The organism is Hyphococcus sp. (assembly GCF_965267305.1).
Taxonomy (GTDB): domain Bacteria; phylum Pseudomonadota; class Alphaproteobacteria; order Caulobacterales; family Parvularculaceae; genus Hyphococcus.
Genome location: NZ_OZ253945.1, coordinates 2,103,602 through 2,125,202, shown reverse-complemented (window position 1 = coordinate 2,125,202; position 21,601 = coordinate 2,103,602). Strand labels below are relative to the sequence as shown.

Sequence of the window (21,601 nt, the reverse complement as noted above, 5' to 3'; positions counted from 1 at the left end):
CGACGAAGTCAGCCGTCTCTCTGTGCGCATTGAATTGAAAGGATAACAGCAATGAAATCTATGAAACTCTCCACGATCGCCGTTGGCGCCGCTATCGCGCTAATTTCCGTTCCGGCGCTTAGCCAAAGCGGCGGTATGAAAATGGATGGTATGGACGGCATGTCCTGCTGCAGCGACATGGCGTCCGGGTTCGGCACGGTCAACTCCGTCGACTTGAAAGCGAAAAAAGTCAATCTCTCGCATGACCCCATCAAAAAAATCGGATGGGGCAAGATGACGATGGATTTCGCTGTCGGCGATATGGTCGCGCTGCAGAAATTTGAAGAGGGCGACAATGTTCACTTCATGCTGACGAAGAACGATGACGGCGGCTACGACGTATCGATGATGATGCCCATCGCCGGCGATCTGGAGGAATTCAAGGCCGCGATGAAATCGATAATGGGCGGCGGCATGATGTGCGACGGAATGAAAATGGGCGATGGCATGATGGATGGCATGGGGCAAGGGTCGGAGAAGGATAAAAATTGATTGAGAAGAACATCTTGAATGGACGCGCGATCGCTTTTTGGCGGTTTGGAAAATGCTCACGCAATATTCGAAAGGAGAATCGAAATGATGGAAGGTGGGATGATGATGGGTGCGGGCGGTGCAATTGTAATGTTGTTGATCGCCGTGTTTTTACTCTTGGGTATTGCGGCGTTCGTGAAGTATCTTTTCTTTCACGAAAAGTAGACTTCGTTTCCGGCAGCCGACCTAATTCCGATGTTCTGTTGCGCAGAGCGCGTGATTGGAGAGAATTTCAATCACGCGGCAGTCTGAAATTTTGTCGACGCTGCATTCCTTGATCATCCGATTGAGCTCGCGTTCGAGCGATTTCAATCGCTTGATGCGTTGTCTGACGTCTTCGGCGTGACGGCGCGCGATTTCATCAACGTCCGCGCAGGACCGGTTCTCGTTTCTGGAGAGGGCGATCAGCTCACGGATCGCCTCCAGCGGAAAGCCAAGATCGCGGGCATGACGAATGAACCGCATTCTCTCAATGGCTTTGGCGTCGTATATTCGCTGGCCGCCTTCGGACCGATCCGGCGGATCGATAAGGCCGATGCTCTCATAATAGCGAATTGTTGTGACTTTGACGTCCGAGGCTTTTGCCAGCCGGCCGATAGTCACGGGACTTTTTTCGGATTTCAGCATTTTAACCCTTGAACCTACAGTTGCTGTAGACATTAGGTTAGGCTTAGCGGCAAAGCAAGGAGAGCCGGGATGGCCGGATGCGCCTGTGAGGACAATCAAATTGACGCCGATCAATTCGACGGCCGGTCGCCCGCATATAGGCGGGCGCTGATCGCGGTGATCGCCATCAACGCCGCAATGTTTCTGGTTGAAATGTCGGCTGGCTATCTTGGGAGTTCACAGGCGCTGAAAGCCGACGCTCTCGATTTCGCGGGCGATACCGCGACCTACGCTTTGAGCTTCGCGGTTATCGGCGCGGCGCTGCGCACGCGCGCAACGGCGGCGCTGATTAAAGGCGCCAGTCTTGGCTTGATGGCGCTGTTTGTCCTGACCACCACGGTTGCGAGCGCGTTCAGCGACGCCTCTCCTGTTGCGCCCATGATGAGTGGCGTCGGCTTTGCTGCGCTCGCCGCCAATGTTGCAAGCGTTTTCATTCTCCTTCGCTGGCGGGACGGCGACTCAAATGTCCGCTCCGTCTGGCTGTGCTCGCGCAATGACGCCATCGGCAATGTCGCCGTGATTGCCGCCGGCGCGGCGGTGTGGGTTACGGGATCGTTCTGGCCCGATTTGATTGTGGCGGCATTGCTTGCGAGCCTGTTCGCAAGATCAGCTTGCTCGATCATTGCGCAGTCGATGAAAGAACGCCGCGCGTCGCTGAATTTCGCCGAGGGGCGTGTTTGAGCATGGTACGGGTGTTACTCATTTTGGCGGCGGTCAATGCTGCGCTTTCCATTCCGATGGCGATGCTGGTTAAACGGGACTTTTTGAAACGCGGTCGCGTCAGCATACCGTTGGCAGTCTGGACCGGCGCCGCCATGCACGGCAATGCTTTGTTGCTGCTTGCAATCGCGTGGTTCGATCGGGGTTCGCTTGGCGCCCCAGGCATTCTTACGAGCGCCGCTGGCGGATTTCTTGCGATTGCCGGGGCTGCGCTGATTTATCTGGGCCGGAACGCCTATGCGGATTTTTCGAGAGTCTATGGCCTCAAGGAAGACGAACTTATTGACCGGGGCGTTTACCGTTGGTCGCGCAACCCGCAATATGTCGGATACGCCTTGTTCCTGGGTGGAGTGTCATTGGCCGCGCTTTCGGTTTGGGCGTCCGTGCTCACCCTATCATTCGCGCTCTTCATTCATTGTTATATTGTATCGGTCGAAGAGCCGCATCTTCGGGCGGCTTTTGGAAAAGCCTATGAGTCGTATTTGAGGCGAACCGCGCGATATTTCAGGTCGCCGTCTGGTCGGCGCAACGATGTAAACGAAAAATTATAATGATTTGTCAGGAGTTTTACAGTAGGACGCATTTGAGATGATGTCATCCATTCGACATATGCACCGCGTCATTGCGGTATTGTTGATTGCGCTATGGGGCGCGGTTGGCATCGTCGCGCCTGCGCACGCGGTGGAAGAAGACATCCATCATGCGACGCAACACGACGCGGGCGAAGAGCGCGCCGCGACACAAGGCGAGCCGGCTGACGAAGGTTCCATCCATCCGGAGCACGCCGCGCATTGTCATTCCGGCGCATGTCATTTTCACGCCCTGTCTCGCGCCTCATTGGAGCCAGCGTCCCTGCTGCTCTTTGCAAGCAAGATCAGAGCGCCGGAAAACGGTGTCGTCCCCCAGGCTTCTCTTTCCTCATTATTCCGTCCTCCGCGAATCTGACTGATCGCGCGCCGCTGCGCGCCCATCAGTAACTTTGATTCCAAGAGGACAATGACCAATGACCATCAGAATATGCGGGCTTGCGCTCGCCGCTTTTGCGGCGTGGGGGCTCGGCGCTGCGTCCGCGCAGGAGAACGCTATTGAGCCTGGGCTGGCGCTAGGGCAATTTCTTGAAGACGCCGCGCGCAATCATCCAAGGCTCGAAGAAGCGCGCGCTGAGCTCGATGCGGCTGAAGCGCGCGGGCGCGCCAATTCGCGGCCGCTCTACAATCCGGAATTCGAGGGCGAATTTTCGGACAGCGAGGATCCAGCGAACGACACGCGCGCTATCGGTCTGTCGAAAGCCTTCGACATCACCAATAAGCGCGCGACGCGGGCGAAGGGCGCGCGCAGCGCCGTCGACGCCGCAAGCTTTACGTTTGAAGCGGAAAAGCGTGCGCTTTTCGCCGATCTCCTGACCGCGCTGGCGGATTACCAGGCAAGCAAACGCCTTTCTGATCTGGCGGCCGAGCGCGCCGACGTCGCGCGCGAGTTTTCTTCGATTGCTGACCGCCGCGCGGAAGCCGGTGATCTGTCGAAATCGGAGCGTCTTGCTGCGCAGCTGAGCTTTTCCCAGGCGATCGCCGAGCAAACGACCGCCCGGAGCGAGTTCTCCGAAGCGCGACAAGCTTTGACGGCGCTTGTGGGCGAAGTCATGCCGGCCTGGCCGGTGCTACCTGACCCGCCGGCGGCGGCGCCGCCGCTCGATATGACGCTGGTCCGCCGCTTGCCGGAACTGCGCGCGGCGGAAGCGCGCGCCGACGCGCTGTCGGCCGAAATCCGGTTTGCGAAAAAAGCACGCATTCCCGATCCGACCATCGGCGCCGCCTATGGACGCGAAGGAGACGCCGATTTCGCCGGCGTCCGATTGTCCGTACCTATCCCGGTTTTTGCGTCCGGACAGGCCGAAGTCGATGAGGCGCGCGCCGAGCGTGTCGCCGCCGAGCAAGCGATTCGCAATCAGCTGCGCAACGCCGAAGCACGGCTCGTCGAAGCCAGCGGACGCTTCGCCGTCGCGGCGGGGACGTGGCGCGCGTGGATGCGCGACGGGTCGGATGTGCTCCGCGAGCAACGCCGCGTGCTCGATCAACTATGGCGGTCGGGCGACATCACGGCGGTCGAATATCTCGTGCAGCTCGATCAAACCTACAGCGCGGAACGCGCAGGAATTGAACTTCAAGGGTCTTTATGGCGTGCCTGGATCGATTGGCTCGATGCGTCAGGGACGCTCAATGAATGGAAGGCGACTCTGTGATGCGTAACTTTCGGAAACTGAATTCTGGCCTTGGATTGGCGATCATCGCCCTCGCGGCGCTGACAGTCGCAGGCTGCGGTGCATCGGATGCTGAACAAAAGCCAGCTTCAGCCGAGCAGTCGGAAGAGGACCACGGCGAAGAAGGCGGCGGTCATATCGAAATGACGGCGGCGGAACGCAGCGTCAAGGGGATCAAATCCATTGCGCTCGGCAAACGGCAACTGACCGGTGAGTTCATTGCGCCGGGCGAGGTGACGGCGAACCGCTACAAGACGGCGCAGGTCGCGCCGCGCATCAGCGCGCAGATTGTCGAGCGACATATCGTGCGCGGAGAGAAAGTCGAAGAAGGCGCGCCGCTGGTTACGCTCTCCAGCGTCGAAATGGCCGAAGCGCAAGGCGCACTCATCATCAACGATAAAGAATGGCGCCGCGTTCGAAATCTCGGACGGGACGTCGTTTCTGAAAAGCGCTTTGTCGAGGCGGACGTTGCGCGCCAGCAGGCTCACGCCAAACTCCTCTCGTTCGGCATGGCGGAACAGGAAGTCGCCGCACTTCTGAAAACCGGCGACGCTAGCAAAGCGACAGGCCGCTTTTTATTGTTTGCGCCGCAAGCCGGCACTGTCGTCCGCGACGATTTCACCCTGGGAGAGTTTGTCGATCCCGGCCGGGTGCTGGTCGAAATCAGCGACGAAACGACGGTCTGGGTTGAAGCCCGATTGACCGCCGAACAGGCGCAACGAATAGCCGTTGGCGCAGCCGCACGCGTCAAATCGAGCGTCGGCCACTGGGAGGAAGGCAAAGTCATCCAGCTCCAGCATGCGCTCGATGAAACGACGCGCACTTTAATGGCGCGCATAGAAATCGGCAATGCAGATGATGATTTTCACGCTGGTCAATTCGTTGACGCTGCGATCTCCGTTGGCGCTGGCGATGAAGCCTTGGCCTTGCCGGAAAGCGCGGTCGTCCTGATGGACGGCGCGCCGACGGTTTTCCGCATCGAGGGCGATGAAATCGAACCCGTCAGTGTTGAAACCGGCGCCGCCAGCGGCGGCTGGATCGAAATTGCCTCCGGCGTTGCTGAAGGCGACGAAATCGTCACCGAACAAACCTTTCTCCTCAAATCGCTCATTCAAAAGACGAAAATGGGCGAAGGCCACGGGCATTAGGAGCGCGACCCATGTTGAACAAACTCGTTGAATTCTCGCTCCAGTACAAATTTCTGGTGCTCATTATATTTGCCGTTGTCGGCTTCCTCGGCTGGCGCGCCGTCACAACGGTTCCCATCGACGCTTTCCCCGACGTGACGCCCGTGCAGGTCAATATCTATACGGAATCGCCGGGTCTTGCCGCCGAAGACGTCGAACAATTGCTGACGTTCCCCGTAGAGTCGGCGATGGCGGGGCTTCCCGACGTGTCGGAAATCCGTTCGGTGAGCCTCTTCGGCCTTTCCTATGTCGCTGTTTATTTCAAGGACAGCGTCGATATCTATTTCGCGCGGCGCCTTGTTATGGAGCGGCTCGCGGAAGTCCGCGACCGCATTCCCGAAGGCTACGGCTCCCCGGAAATGGGTCCCAATGCGTCGGGTCTCGGTCAGGTCTTCTGGTACACGCTCGAACGCGCTGATGAATCCCTCAAGGGCGACATCAGCGACATGGATCTTCGGACCCTTCAGGACTGGAACGTGCGGCTCATTCTGCGCACCGCCGCCGGCGTCGATGACGTTATGTCCTGGGGCGGGCAGGAGCGCCAGTTCCAGGTCCAGATCGATCCCTTGCAGCTCATCAAATACGAATTGGGGTTTTCCGATGTCGTCGAAGCGCTTGAGGCGAATAACCGGCAAGTCGGCGGGCAATATATCGATCAGGGGCCGGAGCAATATCTCGTGCGCGGCCTCGGCCTTGTGCGGGACGAAACCGATATTGGCAATATCGTCGTCAAGGTAAAGGACGGAGCCCCGGTTTATGTACGCGATGTCGCGAACGTCGAACAGGCGCCGGCGCTGCGCTTCGGCGCCGTCACCCGCGACGGCGAGGAAGTTGTCTTGGGCATGGCGCTGGCGCGCATCGGTGAGAACGCCAAGAACGTCGTCGATGCGGTGAAGGAAAAGGTTGAAACGGTTGAAGGAGCGCTGCCAGACGGCGTCATCATCAAGCCGATCTACGACCGCACCGAACTTGTGGAAAAAGCGGTCGGCACGGCGGAAAAAGCCCTTATTGAAGGGTCGATCCTCGTCGCCATCGTTCTGTTTCTGTTTCTCGGCGAAATCCGATCGGCGCTGGTGGTCATTACTGCATTGCCGCTCGCCATGCTGATCGCCTTTATTTTTATGGGCCAGATGGGTCTTTCCGCCAATCTGATGTCGCTCGCGGGTCTCGCCATCGGCATCGGCATGATGGTCGACGGCGCCGTCGTCATGGTCGAAAACTCGTTCCGCATCATGGCCGAGCGCAAGGAAGAGGGCGGCGAGGTCAATCGGACAGCCGCCGTTCTGCAGGCTGCGAGGGAAGTCGCCAATCCCATCGCATTTGCGATCATGATCATCATCGTCGTCTTTCTGCCGCTCTTCAGTCTTGAGGGCTTAGAAGGCAAACTCTTCAAGCCCATGGCCTTCAATATCAGCTTCGCCATGGCGGGCTCGCTGATTCTGACGCTGACGATCATTCCCGTCCTGGCGGCGATGATCCTGAAGCCGAAGGAAGAGCGCGACACGATGCTGATGCGGATCGTCAAGCGCGGCTATCTGCCTCTGATCGCCTGGAGTCTCGATAACAAGCGCAAGGTGGGCCTCGCGGCCGGCGGTCTTCTGGTCGCCAGCCTCGCGCTCTTTCCCTTCCTCGGCAAGGAGTTCATGCCTCAATTACAGGAAGGGTCGATCATGTGGCGGGTCACGTCGATCCCTTCGACTTCGCTGGATCAGTCGATTGAGATTTCCAAGGAAATTGAAAACACGCTGTCTGAGTTTCCCGAAGTGGAAACGACAATCGCCATGATCGGGCGCGCCGAAAAAGGCGAGACCGCAGATGTCAACTACATGGAAATCTACACGGCGCTAAAACCGCAAAGCGAGTGGCCCCGTAAGCGTTCGGTCGCTTCGCTTGCCGACGACATGCGCGAAAAGCTTGAAGAAACCGTGCCGACCTCGGTCATCGCCTTCACGCAACCAATCCAGATGCGCGTTGAAGAGCTGATCTCGGGCGTTCGCGCAACGCTTGCCGCGAAAATCTATGGTCAGGATCTTGGCGAACTGGACAGGCTCAGCCAGGAAATCAAGGAAGCGATTTCCGGCGTGCCGGGCGCCGCTGATCTTTCGCTCGAAGCCAATATCGGCAAGCCGCAAATCCGCATTCAGGTCGACCGCGCCGAACTCGCGCGATACGGCATGAACGCCGACGATGTTCTGAACGTCGTGCGGACCGGCATCGGCGCGGAGCCCGTGGGCACGCTTATCGATGGCGTCAGGCGGTTCGATATCACCGCCCGTCTGCAGGACGCGTCGAAAGCGTCCATGGAATCGATCCGCAATATTCCGCTGCAGACCGCGGACGGCGCGATTATTCCCCTCGGCCGCGTGGCGAATGTTACGTCCGCGGAGGGCTATTCCTTTGTCCGCCGCGAACAATTGCAGCGTTACGCCGTGATCCAGATGGATGTGCGCGGCCGAGACGTCGATGGGTTCGTGAAAGACGCCAATGACGTCATTGCGGCGAATGTGGAATTGCCGCCCGGCTACTGGATCGAATGGGGCGGCGCCTTTGAGAACCAGCAACGCGCGCTGGCGAAGTTATCGCTCATCGTTCCGGCGACGATCTTCTTTATTTTCGTGTTGCTCTACACGGCGTTCAACTCGGTTAAATACGCCGCGTTAATTATCGCCAACGTGCCTTTTGCAGCGAGCGGAGGATTGTTCGCACTCTTCATCACTGGACAATATCTATCGGTGCCGTCAGCGATCGGGTTTATCGCGGTCTTCGGAGTCGCCATGCTCAATGGCATCGTCCTCGTCAGTTTCATCAATGAACAGCGGGACGCCGGATACAATGTCCGCGATGCCGTCAGGCGCGGCGTTGAATTGAGACTTCGCCCAGTGCTGATGACCGCAAGCGTAGCGATACTGGGCCTTGTCCCCATGCTGCTTTCGACAGGCGTCGGCGCCGAGACACAGCGGCCTCTGGCTTCGGTTGTTGTCGGTGGATTGCTGACCTCGACCGCACTCACATTGATCCTGTTGCCGGTGATTTATGAGTGGATGGAAACACGCGGGCGAAAATCGCAGGCGCCGCCGTCTCGCGGCGATCTCGAACTCGCCGAGGCGCACGCGAAAGCAGCCGAATGAAAGGAGTACGAAAATGATTGAGATTAAAGCATTTGTTCACCGCAGCCGGGCCGCGAGCGTCGTTCGCGCCTTGCGCAAAGGCGGCTTCGCCAACATGACGGCAGTCGACGTCAAGGGCATGGTCAAGGCGCTCGACGAAAAAGAACAGCAATATTCAACGGAGCTCGGCGACCGAGTGATCACGGAGGTGAAGCTGGAGCTGGTTTGCGAAGACGACCGCCTTTCCGAGGCGACCGAACTCATTCGCGCAAATGGGAAAACCGATATGGAGGAATCGGGATTCATTTATGTGAGCAATATCACGGCGGCAATTCCGTTCTAAGTCACTTGCTTCTGGTCTCGCAATTCGTTGACTTGTTTTGATTTGCGAGCGGGCGAAAGCGCTTACTTCCTGCGCGTGCGATCGCCCTACGTAGCCAGAAGGAGCCGCCGGGTTCGTCCCCCTAACCCGGCGGCTCCGCCTGAACTTTTTGACAACTGTAATCAGTACGCAAATGTCAGCATCGTTACTCTTATTGCACCAACTCAATAGCCTCTTCGAGGAATTCCTACCGTGAACGAAGAAAATCAGCCAACCGACAACACCGCAAAAGACGAGCATCAGCACGGTGACTGGCTAAACAGGTTGTTGCATGGCCGGGCGGAACTCGCCTTTTCATTGCTGTGCGGCGCTGCGCTTCTTGCTGGCTGGCTTGGGCCGAAGATATCGGCGATGCCAGAATCCGCGGCATTTGGGCTGTTCCTAGCTGCATACTTTTTCGGCGGGTATTTCACGCTGAAGGAGGCGCTGGGCAAAATCTCGCAGGGCAAATTCGAGATAGATTTCCTGATGCTCGTCGCCGCCGGCGGAGCCGCGATCCTGGGAGAATGGGCGGAAGGCGCGTTTCTCCTGTTCCTGTTCAGCATCGGACACGCCCTCGAAAATTACGCAATGGCGCGGGCGCGCAATGCGATCGCTGCGCTAGCGGACCTCGCGCCGGAGGAAGCGCTGGTCCGGCGCGCTGGCGAGGAAGTTACAATCCCAGTCGAAGAGTTGAAGGATGGCGATATCGTCGTCATAAGGTCCAATGAGCGCGTTCCTGCAGACGGGTTTGTTATCAAAGGCGAGAGTAGCATCGATCAGGCGCCCATCACCGGCGAGAGCGTCCCGGTTGATAAATCGCCAGTGAAAGATGCCGCCGCCGCCGCGGAAAAACCCGAAGGCGTCAAGCCGGCGCATAAGGTCTTCGCCGGTTCCATCAACGGCGCCGGGAGTCTCGAAATACAGGTGACCCGGCGCGCCTCGGAATCGACCCTCGCACGCGTAATCGACATGGTCAGCGCCGCCGAGACCCGGCAGTCGCCGACGCAAAGTTTCACAAAAAAGTTTGAGAAAATATTTGTTCCATGTGTCGTCATGCTCGCCTTCATAACGGCTTTGTCATGGCTCGTTCTCGACGAGGACCCGGCGCAGAGTTTCTACCGGTCGATGGCGGTGCTGGTCGCGGCCAGCCCCTGCGCCCTCGCGATTGCAACGCCCAGCGCAATCCTCAGCGGCATCGCCCGCGCCGCACGCGGCGGCGTGCTGATCAAGGGCGGCGCGCCGCTTGAAGCGCTAGGTCGGCTTGATTCAATTGCATTCGACAAGACGGGTACGCTCACATCCGGAGAGCCGAAGCTCGTTGAAATCACGCCAGTCGCCGGCATTACGGAAACGGAGCTTCTTCGCGTCGCCGCGGCTGTTGAAGCGTTAAGCGACCACCCGCTCGCCGACGCGATCGTCCGCGATGTCAAAGAACGAATGGGAGCCATTGAATACAACGCGACGGAATTCAAAAGCATCACTGGCAAAGGCGTTTCCGCGCGATTGAATGACGAATTCGTTCACATCGGAAAAACGGCTCTCTTTACCGAGGCAAATGGAACGCCGCTGCCGGACGATCTTCGCGTGACCGTCAAGAGCATGACGGCGCGGGGGCGGACAACGATGATTGTCCGGCGGGGCGATGCGTATCTTGGCGCTCTGGGCTTGATGGACACGCCGCGCTCCGCCGCCAGGCGAGTAGTCCAACGCTTGCGCGATATCGGCGTTTCGAAAATGATGATGATTTCGGGCGATAATCAACAAGTCGCGGACGCGATTGCGCGCGAAGTTGGTCTCGATCACGCCTTCGGCGATCTTATGCCCGACGATAAGGTCGAGAAAATCAAGGAGCTAAAAGAATCAGGCGGCGTCGCCATGGTCGGCGACGGCGTAAACGATGCGCCAGCCATGGCGAACGCAACCGTTGGTGTCGCTATGGGCGCAGCCGGCTCGGATGTGGCGCTCGAAACGGCCGATGTCGCTCTTATGGCGGATGATCTTGAAACGCTGCCATTTGCCGTCGGACTGAGCCGCGCGACCAGCCGAACGATCCGTCAAAACCTTTGGGTCAGTCTGGGCATTGTTGCGGTTCTTATTCCCGCGACGCTTTTCGGGCTTGGCATCGGGCCAGCTGTTCTGGTGCATGAGGGATCGACCCTCATTGTCGTCGCTAATGCATTACGATTATTGGCGTACAACGAACCAAAAAAGACGACATATCTGATTGGCGATCTGGGAAAAGTGGGGCGGTAGTGATTTTTGCCTCGAAATCCTGGAGGCATAAGCCAGCGGCAAAAATTGAGACTTGCTATTGCGCCATTTTGGAGCGCGCTGGAGTGTGAATGCAACGGTGCAACATGATTTACGATATTGCGTCCCGATTTCTTCAGAATATTGATTTTGGGGTTAATTCGAGGCCCCATAATTTGGGGTTTATCAAAAATGAAGATTTCGGGTATAGAATGGGCGGATGACCAAACTGCGATCCTTTGTAGTTTATGTTTTAGCGCTCGCCATCGCCAATTACGGCGTGCTGGCGTCAGCGTCCGTCCACGCCCACGCCCATGACGGATGGCATCCCATTCATGTTGTGGCGGACAGCCAAACTGCGGACGCGCATGGTCATGACCATGATGGCTCGGCTCCCGAGGAAAAATTGGTTTTCACCGATCTTGAAGAAAACGATGGTGCGCCGCACACCGAAACCGGGTTTCACTCACATTCGACGCCGCAATTCGGCCCTGCGGATACTGGCGTGTCGCTTGCCTTTGCGATGATTTCTGAGCGAGCCTCGCCGCCCGATCCTCAAGGGGCCGCTGCCCGCCATCGGGACAAGCCACCATTCAAGCCTCCACGCCTCATCCTCTGATCTAAACGGCTCAGCGTCCGCGCTTGTTGTGCTGGGCGCGCACGGTTTACGACAGAGGAGAATTTCCCGTGAGAATGTTATTTTGCGCGGCCCTGATTGGGCTCGCGGCGGCTGGCGCAGTTAAAGCACAGCCGGGTGAGCGGGCGTCAAACCTGCTAACGCGCGGCGATGCCATTGCCCGCGCGCTTGAAAGCGATCCCGGCGTGGCGGCGGCGGGCGAAGGCTTGCGCGCGGCGGAAGCCTTGGCGCGGCAGGCGCGGCTGCGGCCAAATCCGAGCCTTGAAGTTCAGTTAGAGGATTTCGGCGGATCGGGGCCGGTTAGCGGTTTCGACGGCGCGCAAGCGACCTATACGCTCAGTCAGGAATTCGAACTCGGCGGCGACCGGCATGCGCGAGCGAACTTCGCGGACCGGGAAACGGGCGCCGCGCGCATCCGAGCGGGGCTTAGCGAACTCGATTTGCGCGAAGCCGTTGAACTCGCTTTTGTCGAAGCGCAGGCGGCGGAAGCGCTAGTCACTGTCGCGCAATCGCGGCTTGAGGTTGCGAAAGATTTCTCCGCTGCTGTTGACCGGCGCGTGCGCGCCGCCCGCGATCCGGAGGCCGCGCGTGCGCGCGTTTCGGCTCGGCTCGCGGAAACGGAAATCGAAGTGGAGACCACGAGCGCGCGCGCGGGAGCGGCGAAAGCCGCCCTCGCTAGCTATTGGGGCGGCGCAGGCGATTTCTCCATAGAGACAACGACGTTTTTCAATACGGCGCCGCGAGACGCGAATAACAACGCCTCGCCGGATATCGCCTTGGCCGAAGCCGAGCGCGATAGCGCAGCCGCCCGTGTTGAAATTGAGCGGGCCAAGCGCGTTCCCGATCCGGATGTGCGTGCGGGCTTCCGTCAACTCAGAGGTATCGATGAATCGGCGTTTGTCGTCGGCGTTAGCGTGCCGCTTCCGATCTGGAACCGGAATTCCGGCGCCATCGCCGCCGCAAAGGCGGACGCGAACCGCGCCGAATATGCAGTCGCCGCGCGCAAACGCGAACTGGCGCGGGAAATCGCTTATCTCACCTCGCAGGCTGAAGCGGCACACGCTCAAATTAAAGCCTATGCGGAGCGCATTATCCCTGCGAGCGAACGGGCATTGAGCCAATCGCTCGGCGCATACCGTCAGGGCGGCCTTTCCTACATCGAAGTGCTGGACGCGCAAGCCTCGCTAACCGAAGCGAAGATGCGGCAAATCTCGGCGCTTCTCACCTATCACCGCGCGGAAGCGAAACTCGCCCGCCGCATGGGCGCCTTGTCGCCCGATTATTCTCAGGAGAATTCACAGTGAGCGTAAAACTGAAAAAAGCCGCGCCTGCGGCGTTCGCCTTACTAGCCTTGTTGGCTCTAAACGCGTGCGGCAACGGTGAAGCCCAACCCTCGGAAGGCCATGGCGAAGAGAAGGCGGAAGAATATGAACGCGGACCGCATCGCGGACGCATGTTGCGCGATGGCGATTTCGCCGTTGAAATCACGATCTTTGAGGATGGCGTCGATCCGGAGTTTCGCGTCTATCCTTATGCGAACGACAGGCCGGTCGATCCATCAACGATCGATCTTGAAATCGACCTCGGGCGCCTTGGCGGACAAGTCGATGAGTTCCGTTTTGCGCCGGAGGATGATTTCCTGCGCGGCGATGGCGTCGTTACCGAGCCGCACAGTTTCGACGTGACGGTGCGGGCTGCTTACGAAGGCCGACAATATGAATGGAGTTACGACTCCTATGAGGGCCGTACTACCATCAAACAGGAACAGGCGGATGCAGCAAGCGTCGAAGTGGAAACCACTGGCCCGGCGACCATCGAAGAAACCGTAACGCTTTCAGGCCGCGTTGAATTACAGCCTCATGGCCGCGCCGAAGTCGGCGCATGGTTTCCGGGCCGCATTGTCGAAATGACCAAAAAAATCGGCGAAACGGTCGAAAAAGGCGAAACGCTCGCCCGCGTCACGGCAAGCGAAAGCCTGCAAACCTACCAAATCCCCGCGCCGATCTCCGGCGTTGTGATGGAACGGCGCGCGAATGTCGGCGATGTCGCGACGGCGGACCGTCCTCTTTACGTCATCGCAGATGCGACACAGGTTCACGCGGAGTTTTACGTTTATCCGCGCGATGCAGAGCGCCTCGCCGCCGGTCAGCCAATTAAGGTCAAAAGCCTGAGCGGTGAAAAATCGATTGAAGCGGAAATCGAAACGATTTTGCCCGCAGCCGACATGATGACGCAAACCATCGTCGCGCATGTAGAGCTTCCGAATGAAGACAAGACATGGCGGCCCGGTCAGGCGGTCGAAGGTGTTGTCGTCGTCGGAGAAGATGACGTGCCGCTGGCGGTAAAAACCGAAGCCCTGCAACGCTTCCGCGATTTCACGGTGGTCTATGCGCGCGTCGGCGAAACCTACGAAGTCAGAATGCTTGAACTCGGCCGCCGCACGCCGGAATGGACGGAAGTTCTCAGCGGCGTTGATCCGGGCGTTGAGTATGTGACCAAGAACGCCTTTCTCATCCGCCAGGATGTCGAGAAATCCGGCGCAAGCCACGATCACTAGGAACCTGCGTCATGCTCGATAACATCATCCGACTATCAATCCGCAATCGCTGGATCGTGTTGGCCCTTGTGCTGGCGCTTGCAGGCCTTGGCGTATGGAACTTCAATCGCCTGTTGATCGACGCGACCCCTGACATCACGAATGTTCAGGTGCAGATCAATTCCGAAGCGCCCGGCTTTTCGCCGCTGGAAGCCGAACAGCGTATTACCTTTCCGGTGGAAACCGCTATCGCCGGCATGCCGGGGCTCGACTATACGCGCTCGGTCTCCCGTTATGGGCTCAGCCAGGTGACGGCTGTGTTTGAGGACGGGACGGATATTTATTTCGCCCGACAGCTACTCAATGAACGGCTTCAGTCTGTTCGAAGCCAGCTTCCGGAAGGCGTAGAGCCGGAAATGGGGCCGATCGCCACCGGTCTTGGCGAAATCTTCATGTATGTGGTCGAAGCCGAATCCGGTGCCCGCAAATCCGACGGCTCTGAATGGACGCCGGAAGATTTGCGGACGCTGCAGGATTGGGTCATTCGCCCGCAATTGCGCAACACGCCGGGCGTCACGGAAGTCAACACGGTCGGCGGTTATGTCCGCCAATATCATGTTACACCATGGCCCGACCGGCTCGCGGCCGCACACCTCACGATGAGCGACGTCATCGAGGCGCTTGAAGCCAACAACGCCAATATCGGCGCCGGTTATGTGGAGCGCTATGGCGAACAGCTTCTTGTCCGCTCCTCCGGGCAGGCCGAAGGCATTGAAGACCTGAAATCCATCATCGTCGCGAACCGCAACGGCGTGCCTGTACGGGTTTCCGATGTCGCCGATGTGCTGATAGGCGAGGAATTGCGTACAGGCGCCGCCACCGAAAACGGCAAGGAAATCGTGCTTGGCACGGTCTTCATGCTGATCGGCGAAAATAGCCGCGTCGTCGCGCAGGCTGTCGCCGCGAAACTTGAGGAGGCCGCGAAGGCCTTGCCCGCAGGCGTCGCGGCAAAGCCCATTTATGATCGAACGGAGCTGGTTGATCGCACAATCTCGACGGTTGAAGAAAACCTCCTCATCGGCGCCATGCTCGTCATCGTCGTTCTGTTCTTGCTGCTCGGAAACATCCGCGCGGCGCTGATTACGGCGGCGGTTATTCCCCTTTCCATGCTTCTCACCATCACCGGCATGGTGGAGAATGGCGTATCAGGCAATTTGATGAGCCTCGGGGCGCTCGATTTCGGTCTCATAGTCGATGGCGCAGTCATTATTGTCGAAAACTGCTTGCGACGGTTCAGTCATGAGCAACACAAACTTGGCCGTCTGCTTTCCCGCGAAGAGCGGTTCAAAGTCGCTGAGGATGCGACAGTCGAAGTCATTAAGCCATCAATCTTCGGCGTTCTCATCATCACGCTTGTCTATGTGCCGATCTTCTCACTGCAAGGCATCGAAGGAAAAATGTTCCACCCGATGGCCTTTACGGTCGTGACAGCGTTGACAGCTGCGCTTGTGCTCTCGCTTACATTTGTTCCAGCCGCCGTTGCGTTGTTTGTCACCGGCAAGGTTTCGGAAAAAGAAAGCGTCGTCATGCGCGGCGCGCGCGGCGCATATGCGCCAGCGCTCGATTTTGCGTTGCGATTTCGCTTTGCTGTCATCGCGCTCGCCATCGCGCTTGTCGGCGTCACTGGCTTCACTGCCTCGCGCATGGGTTCGGAGTTTATCCCGAATCTAGAAGAAGGCGACATCGCCATGCACGCGCTCAGAATCCCTGGCACGAGTCTCAGTCAGGCGATTTCGATGCAAACGGCGCTTGAAGCGCGTTTGCGGGAATTTCCGGAAGTCGAGCGCGTCGTTTCCAAGATCGGCACGCCGGAAATCGCCACTGATCCGGTGCCGCCCAGCGTCGCGGACACGTTCATTCTTCTTCATCCGCGCAAAGATTGGCCAAATCCGCGAAAGCCGCGCACGCAGCTAGTTGCTGAGATGAACGCTGCTGTGGATGAGTTTCCGGGCAATAGGTATGAGTTCACGCAGCCGATTCAAATGCGCTTTAATGAGTTGATTTCCGGCGTGCGCGCCGATGTCGCTGTGAAAGTCTATGGAGACGATCTTGATCAGCTCCTTGAGATAGGCGGACAAATCGAAAGCGTCATCGCCGCAACGCCGGGCGCTCGCGACCCACAGTCGGAACAGATCACCGGCTTGCCTGTCTTGCAGATCGACCCTGATCGGGCGGCGCTTGCGCGCTTTGGCTTAAACGTCGTCGATCTTCAAAACGTCTTGCAGACGTCGCTCGGCGGCGCCGAAGCCGGGCAAATCTTTGAGGGTGACCGGCGTTTCGATGTGGTCGTGCGCCTGCCGGAAGTCTTGCGGGAAGATGTGGACGCTATAGGGCGGTTACGCATCCCTTTGCCGGATGCGGTAGACGGCGTACGCGGCTTTGTACCGTTGCAAGAAGTCGCAAGTGTGTCGTTGATCGTCGGCCCCAACCAGATCAGCCGCGAGAACGGAAAGCGCCGCGCGGTCATCACCGCCAATGTGCGTGGTCGCGATCTCGGCTCATTCATCGCCGATTTGCGCGAGCGCATCGAAACAGAAATCGAAATGCCCGCTGGCTATTGGGTCAGCTATGGCGGCACTTTTGAGCAACTTATTTCCGGCGCACAGCGGCTGGCGCTTGTTGTGCCCGCAACGCTGCTTTTGATTTTCTTGATCCTGTTCGCGCTGTTTCGCTCAGTGAAAGACGCCGCCATTGTCTTTTCCGGCGTACCGCTGGCGCTTACCGGCGGCGTTTTCGCGCTCATCCTGCGCGGCATGCCGCTATCAATCTCGGTGGGCGTCGGCTTCATCGCGCTTTCCGGCGTCGCGGTTTTGAACGGCGTCGTCATGATGACCTTCATCCGAACGCTGGCGGCGGAAGGCCGCCCGGTCGGCGAAGCCATCAGAGAAGGCGCGCTGACGCGGTTGCGGCCAGTCTTGATGACCGCTCTTGTTGCAAGCCTCGGCTTCATTCCGATGGCGTTGAATGTCGGCGCGGGCGCGGAAGTACAACGCCCGCTTGCGACCGTCGTAATCGGCGGGATTATCTCATCGACCGTGCTGACGCTGTTTGTGCTACCGGCGCTTTATCGGGTGGCGCATAGCGGGCATCGCGCCGCGCGAGGCTCACTGAACCTGCAAACTGCGCCAGCAGAATAATTTCACACACGGAGAAACGAATGACGATCTTTCAAGATCAGCTTCGCATATTGTACACGCGACCGTTTGTATTTTGGACGGCGCTTGCGGCCTGCTTCGCTTTGACATCGTTATTGTCAACGGCATACGCACATGGCGTTGCGGATGGCGATAAGGGATATATCCAGGAAACAACCGGATTTTTATTCGCGCCTTTTGTTTACCTCGGCGCGAAACACATGGTGACCGGTTACGATCACCTGTTGTTTCTGTTTGGGGTCATCTTCTTTCTCTACAAGATGAAAGACATCGGCATCTATGTGACGATGTTTGCAGTCGGCCACTCACTGACATTGTTGATTGGCGTTCTCGCGAACATATCCGTCAGCCCGTATTTGATTGACGCAATTATCGGGCTTTCCGTTGTTTATAAAGCGCTCGACAATCTCGGCGCCTATCAGCGCTGGTTTGGCTTTCAGCCCAACACCAAAGCAGCAACGCTGATTTTCGGTCTTTTTCACGGTTTCGGCCTCGCAACGAAACTACAGGATTTTCAGCTTACGCCTGACGGGCTCATTCTAAATCTGATTTCTTTCAACATTGGTGTTGAGCTTGGTCAGTTGCTGGCGCTCGGCGCTATTCTCATCGTCATGGGATACTGGCGGCGGACGCAAAGCTTCTGGCGGCACGCCTATACGGCGAACGTCGTTCTCATGACCCTCGGTTTCATTCTCACCGGCTATCAGCTTGCCGGTTTCTTTCTCGTTTGATCGGAGACTTTAGATGCACAATGCAAACAAACCCGAACCGTCCGAATTGCCCTCCACCGCGCGATTGCTGAAGTCCACCGCCATCGCTTTAGCGACAGCGCTCGTCATTCTCGTGACTGTTGTTCTTCCCGCAGAGTATGGAGTCGATCCGACGCGCGTCGGCTCCGTTCTTGGCCTTACCGAAATGGGGCGCATCAAGATGCAGCTTGCCGAGGAAGCGGCGGCGGATGAAATCGAAGCGGAAACCACCATTCCAGCAGTTCCAACTGAGGCTGTTTGACCGACGCCAGTTGCCGCCGAGATAAACAGCGAAACGGCGTCCGCTGAAATGACTGCGCAAGCACCCGCCGATCCTGTCATGCCAGTCTGGAGAGATGAGGTCACGTTCACCCTCGATGCAGACGCCGCCGCCGAATACAAGCTGGTCATGCAAGAGGGGGAAACAGCGGAGTTCGAATGGATCACGGACGGCGCAAAGTCGAATTTCGACACCCATGGCGACCGCCCGTGCCTCAACTACCACAACTATGAAAAAGGATCGCTTGCGCGTCAGGAAGGAACGCTGACCGCCGCTTTCGACGGCAGTCACGGCTGGTTCTGGCGCAACCGCTCCGGTGCGCCCTTATCGATTACCCTGCGCACGCGCGGCGAATACGCGGAAATAAAAAAAGTGCTTTAGTTCACTATCACAACGACACGCCAAACCGGGCGAGAACGGCCGTCATGGCGAGATAGAGGCCAGCGGTGAGGATGACGCCCGCGCCGAGCGCCAGCCAGAATGGCGCGCCGGATCGCAGCATGAAGGGGATAAGCAGAAACATCGGCAGGCTCGGCACGACATACCAGAATGTCGCCTGCGCGTGATCGGCGAGCCGCGCCGAGTCTTGCGTATCCCGCCACAGCCAGACCATGCCGAGAACGGACACCAGCGGCAGGGACGCAATGAGCGCACCCAAGGCCGGGCTGCGCTTGGCGATTTCTGAGATAATCACGATCAGGATGGCGGAAACGATCGTTTTTATGACGAGATAGAGCATAAACAACAACCAATGTTTTGTTGAATACGTTGCTACTCCAACGGTGCGTTGTGCGTAAACCGCGCACAAAACTTTTAAGCGTTTGCAATTGGCGTGCTTCCGAGTTGTTGTGATCGCAAAACAGGGAAAAATGTCTGTTCTTCCTGAATCGCGCGCAAGTTCATGGTCAACGATTTTCACCGATTAACGTCGCAAGCGCTTCCGTCTGCGCGTTATGCTTGTCTGGGTTATCCGCCATCAATTTTTTCAGGTTCAGAATTTTCCATTTAATCGCCGGCAATTCGGCAGCCTGCGGCAGATCAATGAGCGTGAAATCCGGCTCGCCCGCCTGCAGCGTGCGCAGGAAATCGGCGGCGTTTCCATTAAGCCGCGCCTGGATGTCGCCGATAAGCCGTTTTCGCGCGGAGAGAAGAGCGTCGATATTGACCGGTTCAGCCGTCATGCCGGCGAACTCGCGCGCGAAGTCCTCAGCAATCTCCCTTTCATTAGGGGCGAGCAGTTCATGCATGGGGCGGCTGGAGCAGGCGGCGTAGACGAGAAAAACGCGGAAGAGATCGTCCGTGAGGCCTCCGTTTTTATAAAGAAGCTTGACGTCAAACAAATCCCGCGGGTGCTGGCGATCGAGCGCCGCGTGCAGTTTTCCCGCGTAAAGATCATCGAACGCCAGAACATTTGTTGCAACGAATCCGAAGGCGTCCTCGACAGCGTCGGTGGTGCGCATCAGTCGCGGTTCGCCGATGGCGCCGCGCATCACCGGCGAGGTTTCGATTTTAACGGTCACGCCGTCCGCATTCGCCAGGATGCGCGTGTCGCAGCCGCCGCCCCCCGGCGATTCGTGTTGCGGTGACGCCTGGCAGTTTTTTGATTTGCGCCATGATTCGATCGAACGCAGCGTCGATGGCGTGTAACGATGTCGCTCGTTCTTCAATGGGCAGATAGGCGAGATCGATATCGACGGAGAGGCGCGGCATGTCGCGATAGAATAGATTGATCGCCGTGCCGCCCTTGAGGGCGAAGGCGGATTCAGTCGAGACGACGGGCAGGAGACGCATCAAGAGCCGCACCTGCGCGAGATAGCTTTCACGGGCCATCGGTCGACTCATCGCTTTTCGCGGCGTCTATCAGCTCTGGCGGTACGGTGATGTCGTAGCGCGGATGCAGCCGCCCGCCGTCGACGAGCGCGCGCGGGCCGGAGCCAAGGTCGAAATCCTCCGGGTTTAGATATTGTCGCCATGCGTGGTCGTGTTGATCGGCGAAGACGAAGAACAGGCGCTTTGCTTTCACGCTGTGGCATTCCTTGAGCAGGGCTTCGAGGAGCCGCGGTCGCAAATTGACGAGGCTTTCGAATATCGCATCGACATTGTGAAAGCTTTCATTCGCCGGCAACTCGTTCAGGAGTTCGAGGATCGCCCGTTCGGGCGTTGAGACGACGAGATCGTTTAATCGTTGCGACGGGGATGATTGCTCTTCGTCGCCTATGCCGTCGACGCCGGTTTTGGATCCGCCGAAGAGGCTTAGGGTTCTCGTTTCGAACATGTCCGCGTTCGGCAGCCGCGCAAGCCAGGACGGAACATCGCCATAGAGGTAGACCGGCGCCCTCTCGGCGCCGAGACTCAGATAGTGGTCAAAGCCGTGTAGCGACAGGGCGGTCCGCCCGCCCACATGGACGTCGTAATTCATGATCCGCTGCAGGGAGAGGGCAAGGCGGCGCCAGTCGCGGCCGCTACCGTCGCGGTGTATGTCAGGCCGGCGGTAAACGCCCCGGGCGAGCTTTTCGAGCCAGCCGCGTTGCTCATATTGCAGGATCGATTTGCGGTCGATGCCGCGCGCGGTCAGCCAGGCGGCGTCGGCGACATAGCCGGGCGGCAAGTCGTCGAGCAGGGGCTTTAATCGTTCCTGACGTTGTTGGGTCATAGCCAATAAAATAGGATAATTTCAAAGTTTTGGCAAGAGTGAGGTTTGGGAAATCTCCTTTTCAGCGGTTAATAACCATTAAATTAGCATATTTCCAAAGTCGCCCGCTTGCCCGCTTTGCAACTGCACCGGCCTAGAGGCGCTCTTTGCCCGTGCGATGAACAGGAACGACGACAGTAAGCGTGAAAAACAAGACGTCCTGATCGTCAAGAGCTGGCCGCAAATGGCGGCGCCGCGATTTGAAATTTCGCGGGATTCCGCCTAACATTAATGGGCTAGCTATGGAGGCCTTCATGAAGAACTTCATCATAGCGGTTGTTTTGCTGGTTGGGACGGCCGGGGCTGCATATGCTGCTGCGCCCGAAACAGTCCATGCCCTCGCTAAAGCGTGCGGCTTGCCCTGCTGCTAA

General features: G+C 58.2%; 20 protein-coding genes and 1 pseudogene. 16 read left to right on the top strand and 5 right to left on the bottom strand.

Annotated features, from left to right (window positions below; genetic code table 11):
* Positions 1 to 51: 51 nt before the first annotated feature.
* Together ACQY5P_RS10020 and ACQY5P_RS10015 are read left to right on the top strand one after the other, a co-directional pair.
* Complete coding sequence (locus ACQY5P_RS10020; RefSeq protein ID WP_428410601.1) at positions 52 to 531, top strand: copper-binding protein; 480 nt, start codon at positions 52 to 54, stop codon at positions 529 to 531.
* 18 nt (positions 532 to 549) lie between these two features.
* Positions 550 to 735, top strand: coding sequence for a hypothetical protein (locus ACQY5P_RS10015; protein ID WP_375207791.1), 186 nt, complete (start codon positions 550 to 552; stop codon positions 733 to 735).
* A gap of 21 nt (positions 736 to 756) precedes the next feature.
* On the opposite strand, the gene ACQY5P_RS10010 is transcribed toward ACQY5P_RS10015, so the two are convergent.
* Positions 757 to 1,197: a MerR family transcriptional regulator gene (locus tag ACQY5P_RS10010; protein ID WP_428410600.1), complete on the bottom strand. Its 441-nt coding sequence runs from the start codon at positions 1,195 to 1,197 to the stop codon at positions 757 to 759.
* A gap of 69 nt (positions 1,198 to 1,266) precedes the next feature.
* Between ACQY5P_RS10010 and ACQY5P_RS10005 the strand changes: the two genes are divergently transcribed.
* Positions 1,267 to 1,917 (top strand): cation transporter, encoded by a 651-nt coding sequence (locus tag ACQY5P_RS10005; RefSeq protein WP_428410599.1) that lies wholly within the window; start codon positions 1,267 to 1,269, stop codon positions 1,915 to 1,917.
* Positions 1,918 to 1,919: 2 nt separating this feature from the next.
* Complete coding sequence (locus ACQY5P_RS10000) at positions 1,920 to 2,507, top strand: methyltransferase family protein (RefSeq protein WP_274493833.1); 588 nt, start codon at positions 1,920 to 1,922, stop codon at positions 2,505 to 2,507.
* Between the two features lie 91 nt (positions 2,508 to 2,598).
* Here the strand turns inward: ACQY5P_RS10000 and ACQY5P_RS09995 are convergent, their stop codons facing one another.
* Positions 2,599 to 2,748, bottom strand: coding sequence for a hypothetical protein (locus ACQY5P_RS09995; protein WP_428410598.1), 150 nt, complete (start codon positions 2,746 to 2,748; stop codon positions 2,599 to 2,601).
* A gap of 211 nt (positions 2,749 to 2,959) precedes the next feature.
* Between ACQY5P_RS09995 and ACQY5P_RS09990 the strand changes: the two genes are divergently transcribed.
* The 12 genes from ACQY5P_RS09990 to ACQY5P_RS09935 all read left to right on the top strand — a co-directional run bounded on the left by ACQY5P_RS09990 (position 2,960) and on the right by ACQY5P_RS09935 (position 18,919).
* A complete protein-coding gene (locus ACQY5P_RS09990) occupies positions 2,960 to 4,195 on the top strand; it encodes a TolC family protein (protein ID WP_428410597.1) in 1,236 nt (411 codons plus the stop codon).
* Positions 4,195 to 5,361, top strand: a complete 1,167-nt coding sequence (locus tag ACQY5P_RS09985) for an efflux RND transporter periplasmic adaptor subunit (protein ID WP_428410596.1) — start codon at positions 4,195 to 4,197, stop codon at positions 5,359 to 5,361. Before ACQY5P_RS09990 ends, ACQY5P_RS09985 begins: the two co-directional genes overlap by 1 nt.
* An 11-nt stretch (positions 5,362 to 5,372) precedes the next feature.
* The gene (locus ACQY5P_RS09980) at positions 5,373 to 8,528 is read left to right on the top strand and encodes an efflux RND transporter permease subunit (RefSeq protein ID WP_428410595.1); all 3,156 of its coding nucleotides are present in this window, start codon (positions 5,373 to 5,375) and stop codon (positions 8,526 to 8,528) included.
* Positions 8,529 to 8,541: 13 nt separating this feature from the next.
* Complete coding sequence (locus ACQY5P_RS09975) at positions 8,542 to 8,850, top strand: P-II family nitrogen regulator (RefSeq protein WP_165793820.1); 309 nt, start codon at positions 8,542 to 8,544, stop codon at positions 8,848 to 8,850.
* 231 nt (positions 8,851 to 9,081) lie between these two features.
* Positions 9,082 to 11,124 carry a heavy metal translocating P-type ATPase gene (locus ACQY5P_RS09970; protein WP_428410594.1) on the top strand — a complete coding sequence of 681 codons (2,043 nt, stop codon included), beginning with the start codon at positions 9,082 to 9,084 and terminating at the stop codon, positions 11,122 to 11,124.
* 217 nt (positions 11,125 to 11,341) lie between these two features.
* Positions 11,342 to 11,740, top strand: coding sequence for a hypothetical protein (locus ACQY5P_RS09965; protein ID WP_428410593.1), 399 nt, complete (start codon positions 11,342 to 11,344; stop codon positions 11,738 to 11,740).
* 74 nt (positions 11,741 to 11,814) lie between these two features.
* Positions 11,815 to 13,062 (top strand): TolC family protein, encoded by a 1,248-nt coding sequence (locus ACQY5P_RS09960; protein ID WP_428410649.1) that lies wholly within the window; start codon positions 11,815 to 11,817, stop codon positions 13,060 to 13,062.
* A complete protein-coding gene (locus ACQY5P_RS09955) occupies positions 13,059 to 14,315 on the top strand; it encodes an efflux RND transporter periplasmic adaptor subunit (RefSeq protein ID WP_428410592.1) in 1,257 nt (418 codons plus the stop codon). Before ACQY5P_RS09960 ends, ACQY5P_RS09955 begins: the two co-directional genes overlap by 4 nt.
* Positions 14,316 to 14,326: 11 nt before the next feature.
* Positions 14,327 to 17,491, top strand: a complete 3,165-nt coding sequence (locus tag ACQY5P_RS09950) for an efflux RND transporter permease subunit (protein WP_428410591.1) — start codon at positions 14,327 to 14,329, stop codon at positions 17,489 to 17,491.
* A 20-nt stretch (positions 17,492 to 17,511) separates the two neighbouring features.
* Positions 17,512 to 18,240 carry a HupE/UreJ family protein gene (locus ACQY5P_RS09945; RefSeq protein WP_428410590.1) on the top strand — a complete coding sequence of 243 codons (729 nt, stop codon included), beginning with the start codon at positions 17,512 to 17,514 and terminating at the stop codon, positions 18,238 to 18,240.
* 13 nt (positions 18,241 to 18,253) lie between these two features.
* On the top strand, positions 18,254 to 18,520 hold the full coding sequence (locus ACQY5P_RS09940) for a hypothetical protein (protein WP_428410589.1): 267 nt from the start codon (positions 18,254 to 18,256) through the stop codon (positions 18,518 to 18,520).
* Positions 18,521 to 18,568: 48 nt separating this feature from the next.
* On the top strand, positions 18,569 to 18,919 hold the full coding sequence (locus ACQY5P_RS09935) for a hypothetical protein (protein WP_428410588.1): 351 nt from the start codon (positions 18,569 to 18,571) through the stop codon (positions 18,917 to 18,919).
* A gap of 7 nt (positions 18,920 to 18,926) precedes the next feature.
* Here the strand turns inward: ACQY5P_RS09935 and ACQY5P_RS09930 are convergent, their stop codons facing one another.
* The 3 genes and pseudogenes from ACQY5P_RS09930 to ACQY5P_RS09920 form a co-directional block, all read right to left on the bottom strand.
* On the bottom strand, positions 18,927 to 19,277 hold the full coding sequence (locus ACQY5P_RS09930; protein WP_428410648.1) for a DUF3147 family protein: 351 nt from the start codon (positions 19,275 to 19,277) through the stop codon (positions 18,927 to 18,929).
* A gap of 166 nt (positions 19,278 to 19,443) precedes the next feature.
* Positions 19,444 to 20,368: pseudogene (locus tag ACQY5P_RS09925) on the bottom strand (nucleotidyl transferase AbiEii/AbiGii toxin family protein).
* Positions 20,358 to 21,191: a type IV toxin-antitoxin system AbiEi family antitoxin domain-containing protein gene (locus ACQY5P_RS09920; protein WP_428410587.1), complete on the bottom strand. Its 834-nt coding sequence runs from the start codon at positions 21,189 to 21,191 to the stop codon at positions 20,358 to 20,360. Before ACQY5P_RS09920 ends, ACQY5P_RS09925 begins: the two are co-directional and overlap by 11 nt.
* Positions 21,192 to 21,601: the final 410 nt, after the last annotated feature.